Origin of the sequence: Rhizobium sp. CG5 (assembly GCF_023701945.1) — a bacterium.
GTDB lineage: Bacteria > Pseudomonadota > Alphaproteobacteria > Rhizobiales > Rhizobiaceae > Allorhizobium.
Genome location: NZ_JABAEF010000025.1, coordinates 1 through 14331 on the forward strand (window position 1 = coordinate 1; position 14331 = coordinate 14331).

The 14331-nt window shown below is 60.6% G+C and carries 10 protein-coding genes; 1 reads left to right on the forward strand and 9 read right to left on the reverse strand.

The features are described from left to right. Window positions 1-416 (forward strand): 4Fe-4S dicluster domain-containing protein (locus HGO38_RS27480; protein WP_250959001.1); only part of this gene is annotated, 416 nt, incomplete at its 5' end. A 182-nt stretch (window positions 417-598) separates the two neighbouring features. On the opposite strand, the gene HGO38_RS27485 is transcribed toward HGO38_RS27480, so the two are convergent. The 9 genes from HGO38_RS27485 to HGO38_RS27525 form a co-directional block, all read right to left on the reverse strand. Continuing rightward, the gene (locus tag HGO38_RS27485; protein ID WP_250959002.1) at window positions 599-4186 is read right to left on the reverse strand and encodes an ABC transporter ATP-binding protein/permease; all 3588 of its coding nucleotides are present in this window, start codon (window positions 4184-4186) and stop codon (window positions 599-601) included. 82 nt (window positions 4187-4268) lie between these two features. Then, window positions 4269-5717: an ABC transporter ATP-binding protein gene (locus HGO38_RS27490; protein ID WP_250959003.1), complete on the reverse strand. Its 1449-nt coding sequence runs from the start codon at window positions 5715-5717 to the stop codon at window positions 4269-4271. Next, on the reverse strand, window positions 5714-6496 hold the full coding sequence (locus HGO38_RS27495; RefSeq protein WP_250959004.1) for an ABC transporter permease: 783 nt from the start codon (window positions 6494-6496) through the stop codon (window positions 5714-5716). Before HGO38_RS27495 ends, HGO38_RS27490 begins: the two co-directional genes overlap by 4 nt. Before the next feature lie 74 nt (window positions 6497-6570). Then, complete coding sequence (locus tag HGO38_RS27500; protein WP_250959005.1) at window positions 6571-7524, reverse strand: ABC transporter permease; 954 nt, start codon at window positions 7522-7524, stop codon at window positions 6571-6573. Between the two features lie 12 nt (window positions 7525-7536). Beyond that, complete coding sequence (locus HGO38_RS27505) at window positions 7537-9225, reverse strand: ABC transporter substrate-binding protein (RefSeq protein ID WP_250959006.1); 1689 nt, start codon at window positions 9223-9225, stop codon at window positions 7537-7539. A 134-nt stretch (window positions 9226-9359) separates the two neighbouring features. Further along, the gene (locus HGO38_RS27510) at window positions 9360-10208 is read right to left on the reverse strand and encodes a MurR/RpiR family transcriptional regulator (protein ID WP_250959007.1); all 849 of its coding nucleotides are present in this window, start codon (window positions 10206-10208) and stop codon (window positions 9360-9362) included. Window positions 10209-10911: 703 nt separating this feature from the next. After that, window positions 10912-11736, reverse strand: a complete 825-nt coding sequence (locus HGO38_RS27515) for an aspartate dehydrogenase (RefSeq protein ID WP_502941649.1) — start codon at window positions 11734-11736, stop codon at window positions 10912-10914. A gap of 74 nt (window positions 11737-11810) precedes the next feature. Continuing rightward, window positions 11811-13007: a Gfo/Idh/MocA family protein gene (locus tag HGO38_RS27520; protein WP_250959009.1), complete on the reverse strand. Its 1197-nt coding sequence runs from the start codon at window positions 13005-13007 to the stop codon at window positions 11811-11813. A 259-nt stretch (window positions 13008-13266) separates the two neighbouring features. Then, window positions 13267-14319 (reverse strand): sugar phosphate isomerase/epimerase family protein, encoded by a 1053-nt coding sequence (locus HGO38_RS27525; RefSeq protein WP_250959010.1) that lies wholly within the window; start codon window positions 14317-14319, stop codon window positions 13267-13269. Between the last annotated feature and the right edge of the window lie 12 nt (window positions 14320-14331).

Below are 14331 nucleotides of genomic sequence, written 5' to 3' on the forward strand. Positions count from 1 at the left end.
TCGGTCTCTCGGTCTTCGGCACGCTGAAACACGGCAAGACCGATGCCGCCTCGCTGGAGCCGGCCGCCAAACACAAGCCGATCGCCTATCCACGGCCGGATGGTGTGCTGACCTTCGACCGCCTGTCGTCGGTCTTCCTGTCCAACACCAACCATGAGGAGGACCAGCCGGTGCACCTCAAGGTCAAGGACATGCAGCTGCAGAAGCGCTCCGAACACGACATCTATGCGGGGCCCTCGACCCGCTACTGTCCGGCCGGCGTCTACGAATGGGTGGAAAAGGACGGCGAGGACGTTTTCGTCATCAACGCCCAGAACTGCGTGCACTGCAAAACCTGCGACATCAAGGACTCGAACCAGAACATCACCTGGGTACCGCCACAAGGCGGCGAAGGGCCGGTCTATCAGAACATGTGAATCATGAGAACAAAGAAGGAAAATCCTCGTATAAGCAACGATAGAGATCTTGCTTCGAAGCCGAAGAGTCTGTCCGGCTTTGTGGTTGAATGAGCCGAAACGTGGCCCAGCACGGCAGGGGCAAGCCATTGGCCGTAACCGCGACACCGAGGTGTTTGCGTCGACCTCTGGGGGGCCTGGCGTCAGGATCTGGCCGGAGCCGCTCCTGCCGATTGATGGCCAATCAGCTCGGCGTAAAATCCGCCCAGGCTCATCAGATCACGGTGTTTTCCCCGTTCGACGATCCGCCCGTCCCGCATCACCAGGATTTGGTCGGCTGCCTGAATGGTCGATAGCCGGTGGGCGATGATGAGGGTTGTCCTGTTGATCATAAGCTCGTCGAGTGCTGCTCGCACATGCGCTTCGCTCGCCGCATCGAGATGAGAGGTGGCCTCGTCCAGGATCAGCACCGGCGCATTCTTAAGGAATGCCCGGGCAATTGAAATGCGCTGTCTTTGTCCACCGGATAGCTGAACGCCTCGTTCTCCAACAGGCGTTTCGAGACCGGCTGGCAGTGATGCAACAAAATCCGTAAGGGCAGCGCGCTGGATAGCCAGGTCCAGGTCTTCCTGGGTGGCATCTGGACGAGCAAGCCGAATGTTTTCGGCCAAGGTCGCATTGAACAGGTATGTGTCCTGCGCGACGAGCGCGATATGCTCGCGAAGACTGTTGAGGGTGATTTCGCGCAAGTCATGGCCATCGATTGTAATGCGCCCCTGCTGTGGATCCCAGAAGCGCAGCACCAGGTTTGCGATCGTCGTCTTGCCGGCGCCCGACGAGCCGACGAGGGCGATCCGCGCGCCGGCTGGCACCTTGAAATCAATCTCCTCAAGCACGGTAGATCCCGTCTTGTCGTAGGAAAAGCTGACGTTCGAAAATTCCAGTTCGGATCCACTGGTCGAACCGGGCAGGAGCTTAGGTCCGTCAGTAACCAGAATGGGTTCGACATGGACCGCATGGACGCGCCGCGTGGACGCGATCGAGTCGGCGAGCTGTCGTGCGGCCTGCGCCAGTTCCGATACCGGCAGGAAGGCCGCCGACGACAGGAGGGCGACGAGCGGGAGAAGCGTTGGCTCGAAGGCGTGGCTGTGGATCATAAAGGCCGCAGTGACCAGCACGGCTGTTGATCCAAGGGCGGAAACCACCTCCTGCTTGGCCGTCTGGAACGACAGGTCAGCATTGAGCGCCACTCTCGTGCGCTGATATTCGGAAGTTTGATCGTGAAAGAGCTTCCGGCGCGCAGCAACCGCGCGAAAGGCAATGAGCTCGCCCATGCCTTGCACGGTGTCGACGACGAAGGCGTTGAGACCACCCAGTTCGGTGCGAGCCTGACCGCCAAGAGCATCCACCTTGCGTCTCTCAGACACCGGCGCGAGCGCTGCATACACCAGGAACGGCAGCAGCACGACCGCCGTTGGCCAAGCTATGAAGGCGAGAGCGATCAGAACGGTCAGTGGTATCAGGAGCGCCACCATCGCCGGCGCCACAACGTGAGCGAAGAAGTATTCGACCGTCTCGACGTCCTGCGTCCCGAGCGAAACAAGATCACCCGAGCGCCGCTTCAGAAGATAGGCGGGTGCAAGCTTTTCCAGCGCGTAATATAGATCGACCCGCATCTGGGCGAGCAAACTGTAGGCCATGTCGTGGGACCGCCAGGATTCGTTCCACTGCAAGAATGCCGCCAGAGGCACCAGAGCCGCCATCCAAATGAGATAGGCTCCGAACGGTGTGCCCGTCTTAATTGCCGCCACCGTCAGAGCACTGAGCGTGCTGACGCCGATCAAAGCATAGACGCGTCCCACGCCGGACGTGACCGTCAGGACCAGTTGCTTGCGCCAGGGTCCAATCAATCTGAACAACGTCCCGAGGGTCTGGAATGCCGTGAGACCCGCAGCGATCCTCTCACCTTCTGTCGATTGAGGCTTTGCCGGGGTTGTCTGTACGATCTCGGCCGCGCGTTGCTTTTCGGGTGCTACGACCGTGTTGAAGTCGAGCAGGGCGTTACTCTCGCTCAGTTGAACCTGCTCGGCCATGAGTTTCCGGTACGGGCCGTCGCGCGCGATCAGTTCGGCATGCGTGCCGCTATCGGCGATAAGGCCATCGGAAACCACGAGGATACGGTCAGCGTCGATCACGCTCGACAGGCGATGGGCGAGCACGATGGTCGTCCGCTCCCTGGAGAGATCATCGAGCGAGGCCTGGATGATGCTCTCGTTCTCGGCATCGACTGACGAGAGTGCCTCATCGAGGATGAGGATGGGAGCGTCCCTCAGGACCGCACGGGCAATCGCGATGCGCTGTCTCTGGCCCCCGGAAAGTCGCAGACCGCGCTCCCCGATGATCGTACGATAGCCCTCTGGCAGGGCGGTGATGAACGTGTGAGCGTTCGCTGCCTGCGCGGCGGCCTCAACCTCGTCTGCTGTCGCATTGGGGCGGGCAATACGGATGTTGTCTTCGACAGCACCATAAAAGAGATAGGTATCCTGTTGCACGACGGCGATCTGGTCACGGATGTGATCGGCGGCCAGCGCCGTGACATCATGCCCACCAATGCGGATTGTGCCGGTATCAGCGTCATAGAACCGCAGCAGAAGCTTGACGATGGTCGATTTGCCCGAGCCACTGTAGCCGACAATGCCGATGCGCTCGCCCGCCTTAACCTCGAACGATATGCCCTTCAAGGCCGCTCCACGTTCGTCCGAATAGCTGAACCGCACATTCTCAAATGATAGCGACGGCTCGATTTCCGGAGTAGCGAACGTCTCGCGCGGCGGGCGCGGCGGGGTCGCCTGCAGTAATGCCTTGATGCCCACGGCGGCTGCGTTGGCCATCATCCCCCTATGGAGCAGGGAGCGCAGATCGCGCAAGGGCCGGAACACCTCGGTCCCTGCCATCAGAACGATGAGCAAGGCCTCGATACTCATTTCTCCATGGCTGACGCGCCAGGCGCCAAGCGCAATGGCGGCAGCCGCACCGCCGGCGATGGCGAGGTCCGTGAATGCCCGGCTCATAAGGGCGGCTTGCAGGACAAACAGTGTGCTGTCGGCCAACTGGTTTGCCTTCAGGGCAAGCCGCTCGCCGAACGCGGCACTCTGGCCGAACGCCTTGAGGGTCGGCAAGCCTTGTACGGCATCGAGAAAATCCGCACCGAAAGCTTTGAACGAGCGTACTCGGCGCAAGGTCGACTGTTCGCCGATACGCTTGAGGACCACCGGAAAGATCAAGGCGAGAATAGCGGCCACCGAGATCACGGCGGCAACGGGGACATCCCAGAACGACAGGACAGCAAACAGCAGCACTGGCGCCAGAAAGGCGATGGCGACCTGTGGGATAAACTGGCCGAAAAACGCCTGGAGCTGTTCGACACCATCGATCGTCGACAGGGCGATGCTACCCGTCCTTCGTTCTGCGAGCCATGCAGGCCCCAGACGAACGATCTGGTCGAAGAGGCTGAGCCTTACCCGATCCTGAATAAGGGCTGCCGTACGATGCGCGACCATGGCGCGCCAGTATTCGAGACCCATGCGCGACAGGATAACCGCCAGCAGTGCGACAATGGCAACCAACTGATCGGCCAGTGGGGCGCCTTCGAACAGACGCGCGATCAGCCAGCCGAGGATGATGAATCTTGCGATCCCAAACGCGAGCGAGACAAATCCGAGGGCGATGGCCGCGGCGATGCGAGCCCGGAAGCCCTTGGTCGCTGCCCAGAGCTGGGCGTCAAAATGCATGCTTATATCCTCACGAGCCGTCACGATCGTAGTGAATGCTACAAGTATCTTTTTTTTGGCGTAGTGCGTAATGTTAACTACGTCAAGTATGAAGCGTGTCCGGTGTCGATCTCGTGACATCGATCAACGTCGCCGGGGCGTTGTCTTCCGCCACCATCAGCATGCGGCGGTCCGCGATCGCCGTGCTCAGGTCCTGATCATGGGTGATGAGCAGAATGGCCAGTTCGTCCTCATCGGCGATTTTGCGTAGATGCCGGACAACCTGCTCCTGCACCGGCGGATCGAGGCGCGACGTCGGCTCGTCGGCAATCAGCATCGTCGGCCTCATCGCCAGAATGCGGACCAGTGCCAGGCGTTGCGCTTCACCACCGCTGATCTGGCTTGGGCGGCGATTGAGCAGGTCGTACCGCAGGCCAAAGCGCTGCATCAATCCATTGACTTCGTTGAAGCCGCGGTCGCCGTCTGGCAGGCGGCGCAGGTCTTGGAGGCTGCGTCCGAGTGATTGCCATGGCGCGAACACCCGTGTCGGATCCTGATGGAGTTTTTGAAAGGAGCCGCCGCGCTCGGCTGTCGGCCGCCTTATGGTCCCAGCAAGTGGCGAGGTCTGTCCGAGCAACGTTCGGCCAAGGGTGGTCTTTCCGATGCCACTCTTGCCCAGAAGCGCCGAAATATGCCCGGCATGGCAATGGAAACTCACATCGTCCGCCAGAATTCTTTTGCCAATACCGATGCGGAGATGATCAGTCTCAATAACTTTCGCAGTCGTTGAGCGCGCATAGGGGCGGTGTCCCCACGTTGCGGGATCGCTCGCTATGTATCGACGCGCATAGTCCGTGCGGGGATCCCTCAGAATCTCCTTCGCAGGTCCGGATTCCATGATCGAGCGTTCATCGAGAAAGGCGATCTGATCGGCCAGTGACCGCACAAGCGCGATATCGTGGGTGATAAGGAGAATCGCACGACCGCTCTTCCGCAATGCACTGAAGACCTGGGCCACAACGTCGCGCCGATCTGCATCGAGACCCTTTGTCGGTTCGTCGGCGAGGATGATGTCGGCACTGGTCACGGAAGCGATCGCCGCCATCACGCGCTGGGCCATGCCGCCAGACAATTCGAATGGACGCTTGCCGTGATGTTCAGCATCAAGTTGCATGGTGCGAAGCGCTGCGATGGCTTCGTGCGACCGTCGTGGCGAGTGAATTTGCTCGGCGACCTGAGACTTTGCGCTGAGCAGAGGCGCAAGTGCATTGAGCGGCTCCTGCGGCAGCAGGAAGAGGTCTTTTGCCCATAGAGACCGAAGTGCTGTGCGGTCGGCTGCGTCATGGACTCGACCATTGACGATGATGCGGCCAGAGACCGAAACGCCGCTCGGCATGAGGCCCATGATCGCACTGCCGATCAGACTTTTGCCGCTGCCGGTCTCCCCGAGAACGGCGAGGATTTCGCCAGCAGCGACGCTGAGCGAGAGGTTTTCCACGATGATACGATCAGCCGTTGCGATCGTCAGTCGTTCGACAGCAAGGGTGCTCACAAGGCAACCTCCTCGGTGCCTTGGCGGCGGGCGCTGTAATATTCGCCGATCAGCGTTGCCGAGAGCGTGCAGACCAGAATGGCCCCGGCCGGGGCCAGCACCATGTGGGGTGATGACCTGAAGAAAGTCATGGTTCCTGCGATCATCCCGCCCCATTCGGCTTCCGGCGGTCGAAGGCCAAGACCGAGGAAGCCGACCGACGAAATCGTCAGGACATTGGCGCCAACCGTCAGGGCGCCAAGGGAGGAAAGATAGGGAGCTATTGCCGGCAATACATGCGTGCGGAAGATGTAGACCGAACGGAACCCGAGCAGGCGGGACGCCTCGACATGATCGGTTGCCAGTTCACGCGCTGTTATCGCAGCGGTGAGACGGGCAAAGCCTGGCCATTGCGACATCCACAGACCAAAGAGGATCGGACCGATACCGCCTCCCAACAGGCCCGAGACCAGGATGACGAACAAGAGGCTGGGGCAGGCGATGATCACGTCGGATAGGCGCATGATGATCTGCCTCGTCCAGCCGGTTCGAAACGCGGCTAGAAATCCGAGCACCAGGCCGGTGGCCAGCGAGGCGACCACACCGGCAAAGGCAATACCGAGCGATATGCGTGTTCCTTTAATCAGCCGAGCGACGATTGACCGACCAAGATTGTCGGCGCCCAAAAGATATTCGGTGGACGGAGAAGCATAGGCTGCACCGAGATCCTGGCGGTTGGGGTCGACCGTCAGCAGGTGTGGCCCGAACAACCCCACCAGCAGCATCACAGCCAAAGGCATGAATCCAAAAAGCACGATCGAACGTGGCGGCATGCGCCGGGGCTTGATGGCAACTCGATCGAGCGATGAAAACGTCATGGCTGTTGGCCCGCCACATACAGTCGCGGATCGAGCAGCCTTACCGCGATGTCGCTGAGGCCATTGATTGCGACTACGGAGATGCCAATGAGCAACCCTGCACCCATTGCCATCGGTATGTCCGCCGCCAGAACGCTATCGATCAGCCGTGTTCCGAGACCGTCGAGGTTGAACAGCACATCGATGACGACCAGACCGCCGATCGTATGAGCGACCAGCGGTCCGCAATAGGCAATCACCGGCACGAGTGTCGGCCGCAATGCATGCGAAAAGATGATCCGCAGCCAGCTCTGGCCCTTGATCCGCCCATAGGTCGGATAGAAGTCCTGCATCGCTTGCACCACGGCGTTGCGGACCACGCGCGAAAGCTCCGGAAGGAGCGCAAGCGCAAGCGTGCAGGAGGGAAGGATCGCATAACCGGGCAGGTTATTGCCGGCCGCCGGCAGCCAGCGCAGGCCAATGGCAAATATCGTAATCAGAATGATGCCGAGCAAGAACGACGGCACTGATGACAATACCGCGGAAACGGCTAGAAATCCTCGATCGACAATGCTGCCTCGCCGCACCCCGGCCGCAAAACCTATCAGCAGGCTGAGGAAAAGAGCGATGCTGACACCAATGATCGCAATGCTCACAGTCGTCTGAAAACTGTGCCACACCTCAGGCGTGACCTCGCGGCCACTGATCATCGAGCGCCCTAGCTGGCCGGTGAACACGGAGCCAACCCACCGGCCATATTGCAGAATGACGGGCTGATCCAGGCCCGTTATCTGGCGCGCCTGATCAACGGTTTGCAGGGAAATCCGTTCACCATAACGAGCCTCCGCAACCCGAAACGCAATATCGCCGGGGGCCATCTGCACTGCGACAAAGGCGAGGCTGGCGACGGCAAACGCAACGCCCACCGCTGCCAGCAGATGACTGACGATCGCCCCGGCAATGCCGCGCATGGCAGGCATACCTCAGCCAGCCCATTGGACGCGGTCAATCCAGAAGCTCACCTCGAGGGCATCGATCGGCACGCTGTCGAACGCGATTCGATCGGAAATCGACACGTTGTAATCGTACCAGACCACCGGAATGACCGGCAGATCGCCGTTCAAGAGCGCGCGAATCTTTTTGCGGGATGCTGTGCGCTGGTCCTCGTTGCGGGCGGCAAGATACTCGCTCAGGGCGCTTTCCATGTCCGGATTGCGGTAGTTCACGCCGCTCCACACAGCATTCGCTGCATTGCTTTCGGCATAATCCAGGACGAGAGTAGCGACCGGATCGGGCACCGCCCCGTAGTTGCGACGCGTAAGACCGAACTGGAAGCTCCCTTTTGCGATGGATTCCAGCACCTGCCCCTGATTGCCGTTTTCGAGCTTGACCTCAATGCCGAGCTCGGCAAGTTGCGCCTGGATCGCCTCCGCCAGAGATTTCACTTCCGGCTGCTTGCCGACAATCATCGTAAACGAGAAGCGCGCTCCTTCGCGGGTCAGGACGCCGTCCGGCCCCTTGGTCCAGCCGGCCCCAGCCAATAGCCGCCCGGCCTCTTCGACGTTGCGTTCGATCTGCGGCAGATCGGGATCGTACCAGTCGGGAAAGGCGGCAGAGAAGAGCTGGTTGGCTGCGGCTTTTGGATTGCCGAACAGTGCCTTGGCAATCCCCTGCCGGTCCAAGGCCAATGAGATTGCCCGACGCTCAGCTGGGTCATCGAAGCGCACGTCCCCCGCATTGACGAAGACACCGTTGATCCGTGCCGTCTGGACCTGCTTGACGCGGACATTTCCGCTACCCTCTACCCGGTCGCGCAACGCCTGCGGTAGACCGAGAACCAGATCAACTTGTCCCGCCTCTGCCATGTTTGCAATCGTGTCGGGCGAGGTGGCGCCGGTGAAATGAACTCGTTCGATGTGCGCTGGCGTTCCCCAATAGTCGGAGAAGGCTTCCAGATCCACCGAGGTTTTGCCCTCGATCCGGGTGATTTTGTAAGGGCCCGTGCCGATGATTTGTTTCACGGTCCCGTCAGGTCCAAAAGAGGACTTTGCCAGAATGACCGCGGGGCCGTCCGTGAAAAAATCCGCGACCAGACTGAACGGCTGCTTCAGGGTGACGACAACCGCCTGACCGTCGATGTTGACCGATGAAATCGGCAACTGCGGCACCATTTCTGTGTTGTTACGCGACTTGCGCATGGCCTCGATCGCGTCGCGAACCAGTTCCGGGGTCAACGCGCTGCCGTCATGAAAGCGCACGCCTTCGCGGATGACGAAGGTCCAGTTCAGGCCGTCGTCGCTGACCGACCAGCTTTTGGCGAGTTCGGGAGCAAGCTTGCCGTTGGGATCGATCGTCACCAACGTCTCGGCGACCCGAAGCCTGCGGAAATGGTAACTGGTGTCCGCCAGTTCGAGGCTGGTGATCTCGCGAGGCGAGGTGATCTGGAGGACCCGTTCTTCCTTCGCCAGGGCGGTGCGGCCAAGCACTGTGGTGGCGGCGCCGAGCACCACGGACGCGGCAAGGACCGCTCTTCGGGAAATCATCAGTAAGCTCCTCTGGTTAAACTCGACATGACAACCCTGCCAGGACCAGGTTTCAGCCTGTCCGGCGTATCGCTGCCCGTGGAATGACGTCGTGTTTCGGAGCCCGACCACTACGCAGCGTAGTGTCAATTACCATTCATGATCAAAATCATCAAGTTTAATTTGCGCCAGAATTCCTGATTCAGGCGGCCATCATGCGCGTATTAGGATTTCGATCCGTTCCGGCTGAGTGAAATGTAGTGCTGACGACGTCCGCCCAGTCTTTAGGACCGTTGATCCAGGTCACTGCGAAAATCGCGCAGTCGGCGCGCTGCATCCATGGCACGGTCCGGGCCAAGCTGGGTCAGAGACAGGACAAGCGTCTCAAGGGCAAGTAGGATCGTTCCGTAGAACGTCATATTGCCGACCTCGGTTCGTGGCACCTCCAGAACCGCCTCAGCCCCGACCGCCAAACGACCGGCCGGGTTGTCGGTGATGACGATCAGGATCCCACCAAGACGTTGTAGCTCCTGCTTGATGAGGAGGCTCTCCTTGTGAACCTTGCCGTAGGCGAGGAGGATTACCGCATCGCCCGGCTCCAGGCCCAATAGAGCGTCCGCGAAGGCGTGGCCCGTGCCCTCCATCACGAAACTCGAACGACCAATCCGGCCAAGATGTGTGGCGGTTTGCTGCGCCAGGCGAATAAGCGGGCCACCCCCATGAAGGCCGATCCGGCTGGCATTATTCAGGAGCAGCGCCGCGGACTGAAACTGCTCTGGCAATCCCGGTCTTGAGAGTTTTTCAAGCGTTCTGGTGTAGGCCTCGACCACGAGTTGGAGGGGAGGCCGGCTTCGATCCTGCGTCAACTCACTCAAGGTCACGCCCACCTTGTCGACCGGTGTGCGCGTACCCTCATCGAGTTTCTCTGCGATCACGGTCTTCAGGTGAGGTAGCCCATCGAAGCCAAGCGATTGGATCGAGCGGATCACGGTTGCGTCTGATGCATCGATCTTCGCAGCAAGCTCGAGTGCGGAGCTGACAAGCACGGCGTTTGGGTGTCGCTCGATATAATCCAGAAGCCGAGTGGCGGCGGCGCTCAGATTTTGTCTCTGCTGCACTTCAAACAATGCCATTCCAACATCCGTTCTGGAGCGCCCTCGAAGGGCTGAGCGCCATAACTAGCTCGAACGGGGAACGAATTCCAGCTGCAGGAATGTTTCACGGTTCTCGCGACACCAATTGGTCGAAGTGCAGCGTTATACAATGCCGCGGACTTGCCCGGGATGTCGATGGTCGCGAGGCGCTCGACGTCCTCCAAGCTGTGGCTTTGCCAAGACAGCCTCGCCAATTATTTACGGAAATGAAACTCTCGATTTGTTGGTCTGTCCATAGATGGCGTGCCATAGCCCTCTTCAGCTAAATTACTGAGGCTAATGTCACATATTTTACGCGGCTTGGCGTAAGCCGCCTGAGTGCCGTGGTTCGAGTTCTTTCAAGGCGACTGGTTTCTATCACCCTCCAAATCAGATTTTTCTTGGCTATGTAGGAGCCACCACAAATTTACGCATCTCAAATCCCTATGGAACCTGCGACCGTCGAATTTCGCGTTCAGGCGTTCAATAAGTTGATCTTCCGACACACCTAAAACTGCAGAGGCCTCCTCAAGAGTCAGCTCAACGTCCTGCGGGAAGAGTGGCAGAGGTCGCGTGTTGAGCGCGGCCTTTGCCAGCTTGCAAAGCCTTTCCATTGCTGGCGCGACGGAAGCGGAACCCGGTATAGCTCGAAGAAACTCCAATTCAGGAGCCCGCCTTTCTCCTCGGATTTCTATCAGTCCGATCAGGACCCTATCCGAAGTGTATCGTTCAAGCTTCGCAGACAGGCGATGACCGATAGCGGCGTAAGAAGACCGGTCCGCGGGTTTTCCGGATTGGGAATCCCCTCGATCGTCATAGAGAAGCGCGCGATATCGGAGTCCACGCTGATACGATGGGTGTTGCGGTGCACACTGGGATCGGCAAACAGCCTCACCTGTGTTCTCTCGGGTCCAATGCCTGCCATTGCCAGTGCCGCCGCAACGTTGACATTTGCGGGGAAGCCGACAGCAGCATCAAGCGCGTTGCCTTCAAAAATGCAGACCGGTTCCGTCAAGCCATCCAGTTCGATGCCGTGCGCGATGAGGTGCGGTGCTCCGCTCCACCCCTTTGGTGCCTTGCGTGTCTCAATGACCGCACTGTGGATAGTCCCCTGAGCCGCGGCTCTAACGGCATCAAGGCCGATGATAGCGCCGGTCGGCACAATGATGCGCGCTCCGGAACGCTTGGCCTCGTCGACCAGCTCCATATTGCGCATTAATGCGCCGCCAGAGCAGGCGACCAAAGTGCGGCCGGCGGCGACGGCTGGTCTTGCGATGTCGAGAAAGGCCGCCGCCGGCGCGGCCTCGATAATGATATCCGCATCCACAATGTCTGCGAGCACGGCTCTGATGGAAGGTACGGTATTGAAGGTCGAAACGGCCTGGCGGGCTTTTTCACTGTCCCGGGAGGCAACCGCGATAAGTTTGAAACCGGGAACCTTGCCCTGGTCCAGGCTGCGGGCGACCGACAGACCAATGGCACCAAGGCCGGCAATAGCAACGGTTGTGACTTTCAATGTGGGCTCCATTTTGAAATCGGCAAAAGTCTTGCTTGCATCAGGCGTCGTCGCGCGCCTGCAACGCGTTCGAAGGGCAGAGTGGTTCAAGTCGGCGCAAGAGAGACCCACGCGCCGTTTTGCTCGCTCGATGCCAGACATGCTTCGATAAAGCGGACCCCCTTCACGCCATCGTCAATGGTCGGATACATCACCGCCGGATCGACCGGAGCCCCGCTGCGCGCCGCATGGATGGCGTGGGCGGCCTCGGTGTAGATCGTCGCGAAGGCTTCGAGATAGCCTTCCGGGTGGCCGCCCGGGATGCGGGTGACGCGGGCGGCGGCAGCGCCGGCACCGGCCCCGCCGCGGGTGATCAGCTGCTTGGGCTCGCCGAGCCGTGTCAGCCACAGATAGTTCGGATCGGCCTGCACCCATTCGAGCCCGGCCTTGGCGCCATAGACGCGTACCTTCAGGCCGTTCTCGTTGCCCGGCGCCACCTGGCTGCACCACAGCAACCCCTTGGCCGGCCGGTCGGAGCCTTTTGCCTTGAAGCGCAGCATGACATGGGCATTGTCGTCGAGCCTGCGGCCTTCGACAAAGGTGTGCACGTCGGCGGCCAGCTCGTCGAGGGTGAGGCCAGAGATGAAGCAGCCGAGATTATAGGCATGGGTGCCGATATCGCCGGTCGAGCCGCCGAGGCCCGATTGCGCCGGATCGGTGCGCCACACCGCCTGCTTGGCGCCGGTCTGCTCGACCGCCTCGGTCAGCCAGTCCTGCGGATATTCCATCTGCACCAGCCGGATCTCGCCCAATTCGCCGTTTTGCACCAGCTCGCGGGCATGGCGCACCATGGGATAGCCGGTGTAATTGTGGGTGAGGATGAACAATGCCTTGGACTGGTCGGCCACGGTTTTGAGCTTCAGCGCATCGTCGAGCGTCGAGGTCAGCGGCTTGTCGCAGATGACATGGATGCCGCGCTCCAGAAAGGCTTTTGCCGCGGGATAATGCACATGGTTGGGCGTGACGATCGACACCGCCTCGATACCGTCGGGCCGCGCAGATTCCTTGTCTGCCATCTCCTCGAAGCTTCCATAACAACGGGCCGGATCGAGGCCGAGCTCAAGGCCGGAAGCCAGCGACTTTTCCGCTGTCGACGATAGCGCGCCGGCGACGAGATCGAAGCGGTCGTCCAGCCGCGCCGCCATGCGATGCACGCCGCCGATAAACGCCCCCGCCCCGCCGCCGACCATGCCGAGACGGATTTTCGGGGCACGCGATGGGGTTTTTCCGGCTTCGATGGTCATGGGTTTCCTCCTTTGAAATCTAATCTTGTGCCAAGGGGTTACCCCCCTCTGTCACTCCGTGACATCTCCCCCTCAAGGGGGGAGATTGGCCGCGGGCATTGTGCCCTTCTGGGGTAATGCGGCGACGGCTCCATCCGATCTCCCCCCTTGAGGGGGAGATGCCCGGCAGGGCCGAGGGGGGTAGCCCGATACACGAACGCCTGCAGCCCCCCTCATCTGCCCTGTCGGGCATCTTCTCTCCGCCGGGGAGAAGAGGGAACTAAAGCCCCAGCATGCGCCGGTTGGCCGCGTCGTCGGTGCCGCTGGCGGCAAAGTCGTCGAAGGCTTTCTCGGTGACGCGGATGATGTGGGCCTTGACGAATTCGGCCCCTTCGCGGGCGCCGTCTTCCGGATGCTTTAGCGCGCATTCCCATTCGACCACGGCCCAGCCGTCGAAATCATTGGCCGCCATTTTTGAAAAGATCGCGCCGAAATCCACCTGCCCGTCGCCCAGCGAGCGGAAGCGCCCGGCCCGTCCGACCCAGCCCTGGTAGCCGCCATAGACGCCCTGCCGGCCGGTCGGGTTGAACTCCGCGTCCTTGACGTGGAACATCTTGATGCGGTCCTTGTAGATGTCGATATTGTCGAGATAATCCAGGCACTGCAGCACATAATGCGAGGGATCGTAGAGCATGTTGGCGCGGCGGTGGTTCTTCACCCGCTCCAGGAACATCTCGAAGGTCACCCCGTCATGCAGGTCTTCGCCCGGATGGATTTCGTAGCACACGTCGACGCCATGCGCCTCGGCATGGTCGAGGATCGGCGTCCAGCGCTTGGCCAGCTCGTCGAAGGCGGCCTCGACCAGGCCGGCCGGGCGCTGCGGCCAGGGATAGAGGAACGGCCAGGCGAGCGCCCCGGAAAAGGTTGCATGGGCGGAAATGCCCATATGCCGCGAGGCGGTGATCGCCATCTTGACCTGTTCGACCGCCCAGGCCTGGCGCGCCTTCGGATTGCCGCGCACTTCCGGTGCCGCAAAACCGTCGAAAGCCTCGTCATAGGCCGGGTGGACGGCGACCAGCTGGCCCTGCAGATGGGTCGACAGCTCGGTCACCTCGACGCCATTGCCGCGCGCCACGCCTAAAAATTCGTCGCAATAATCCTTGGACGCGGCCGCCTTCTTGAGATCGAACAGCTGGCCGGCCCAGGTTGGCACCTGCACGCCGAGATAGCCCTTGTCGGCCGCCCATTGGGTAATGCCGTCCCAGGTGTCGAACGGTGCCGTATCGCCGGCGAACTGGCCGAGAAACAGGGCTGGGCCCTTGATCGTTTTCATAACTTCTCCGTT

Bases quoted from the DNA above. Each gene is read 5' to 3' on its own strand.
- HGO38_RS27485 (WP_250959002.1), bottom strand. From the start codon at position 4,186: ATGCATTTTGACGCCCAGCTCTGGGCAGCGACCAAGGGCTTCCGGGCT.
- HGO38_RS27495 (WP_250959004.1), bottom strand. From the start codon at position 6,496: ATGCCTTTGGCTGTGATGCTGCTGGTGGGGTTGTTCGGGCCACACCTG.
- HGO38_RS27500 (WP_250959005.1), bottom strand. From the start codon at position 7,524: ATGCGCGGCATTGCCGGGGCGATCGTCAGTCATCTGCTGGCAGCGGTG.
- HGO38_RS27510 (WP_250959007.1), bottom strand. From the start codon at position 10,208: ATGGCATTGTTTGAAGTGCAGCAGAGACAAAATCTGAGCGCCGCCGCC.
- HGO38_RS27515 (WP_502941649.1), bottom strand. From the start codon at position 11,736: ATGGAGCCCACATTGAAAGTCACAACCGTTGCTATTGCCGGCCTTGGT.
- HGO38_RS27520 (WP_250959009.1), bottom strand. From the start codon at position 13,007: ATGACCATCGAAGCCGGAAAAACCCCATCGCGTGCCCCGAAAATCCGT.
- HGO38_RS27525 (WP_250959010.1), bottom strand. From the start codon at position 14,319: ATGAAAACGATCAAGGGCCCAGCCCTGTTTCTCGGCCAGTTCGCCGGC.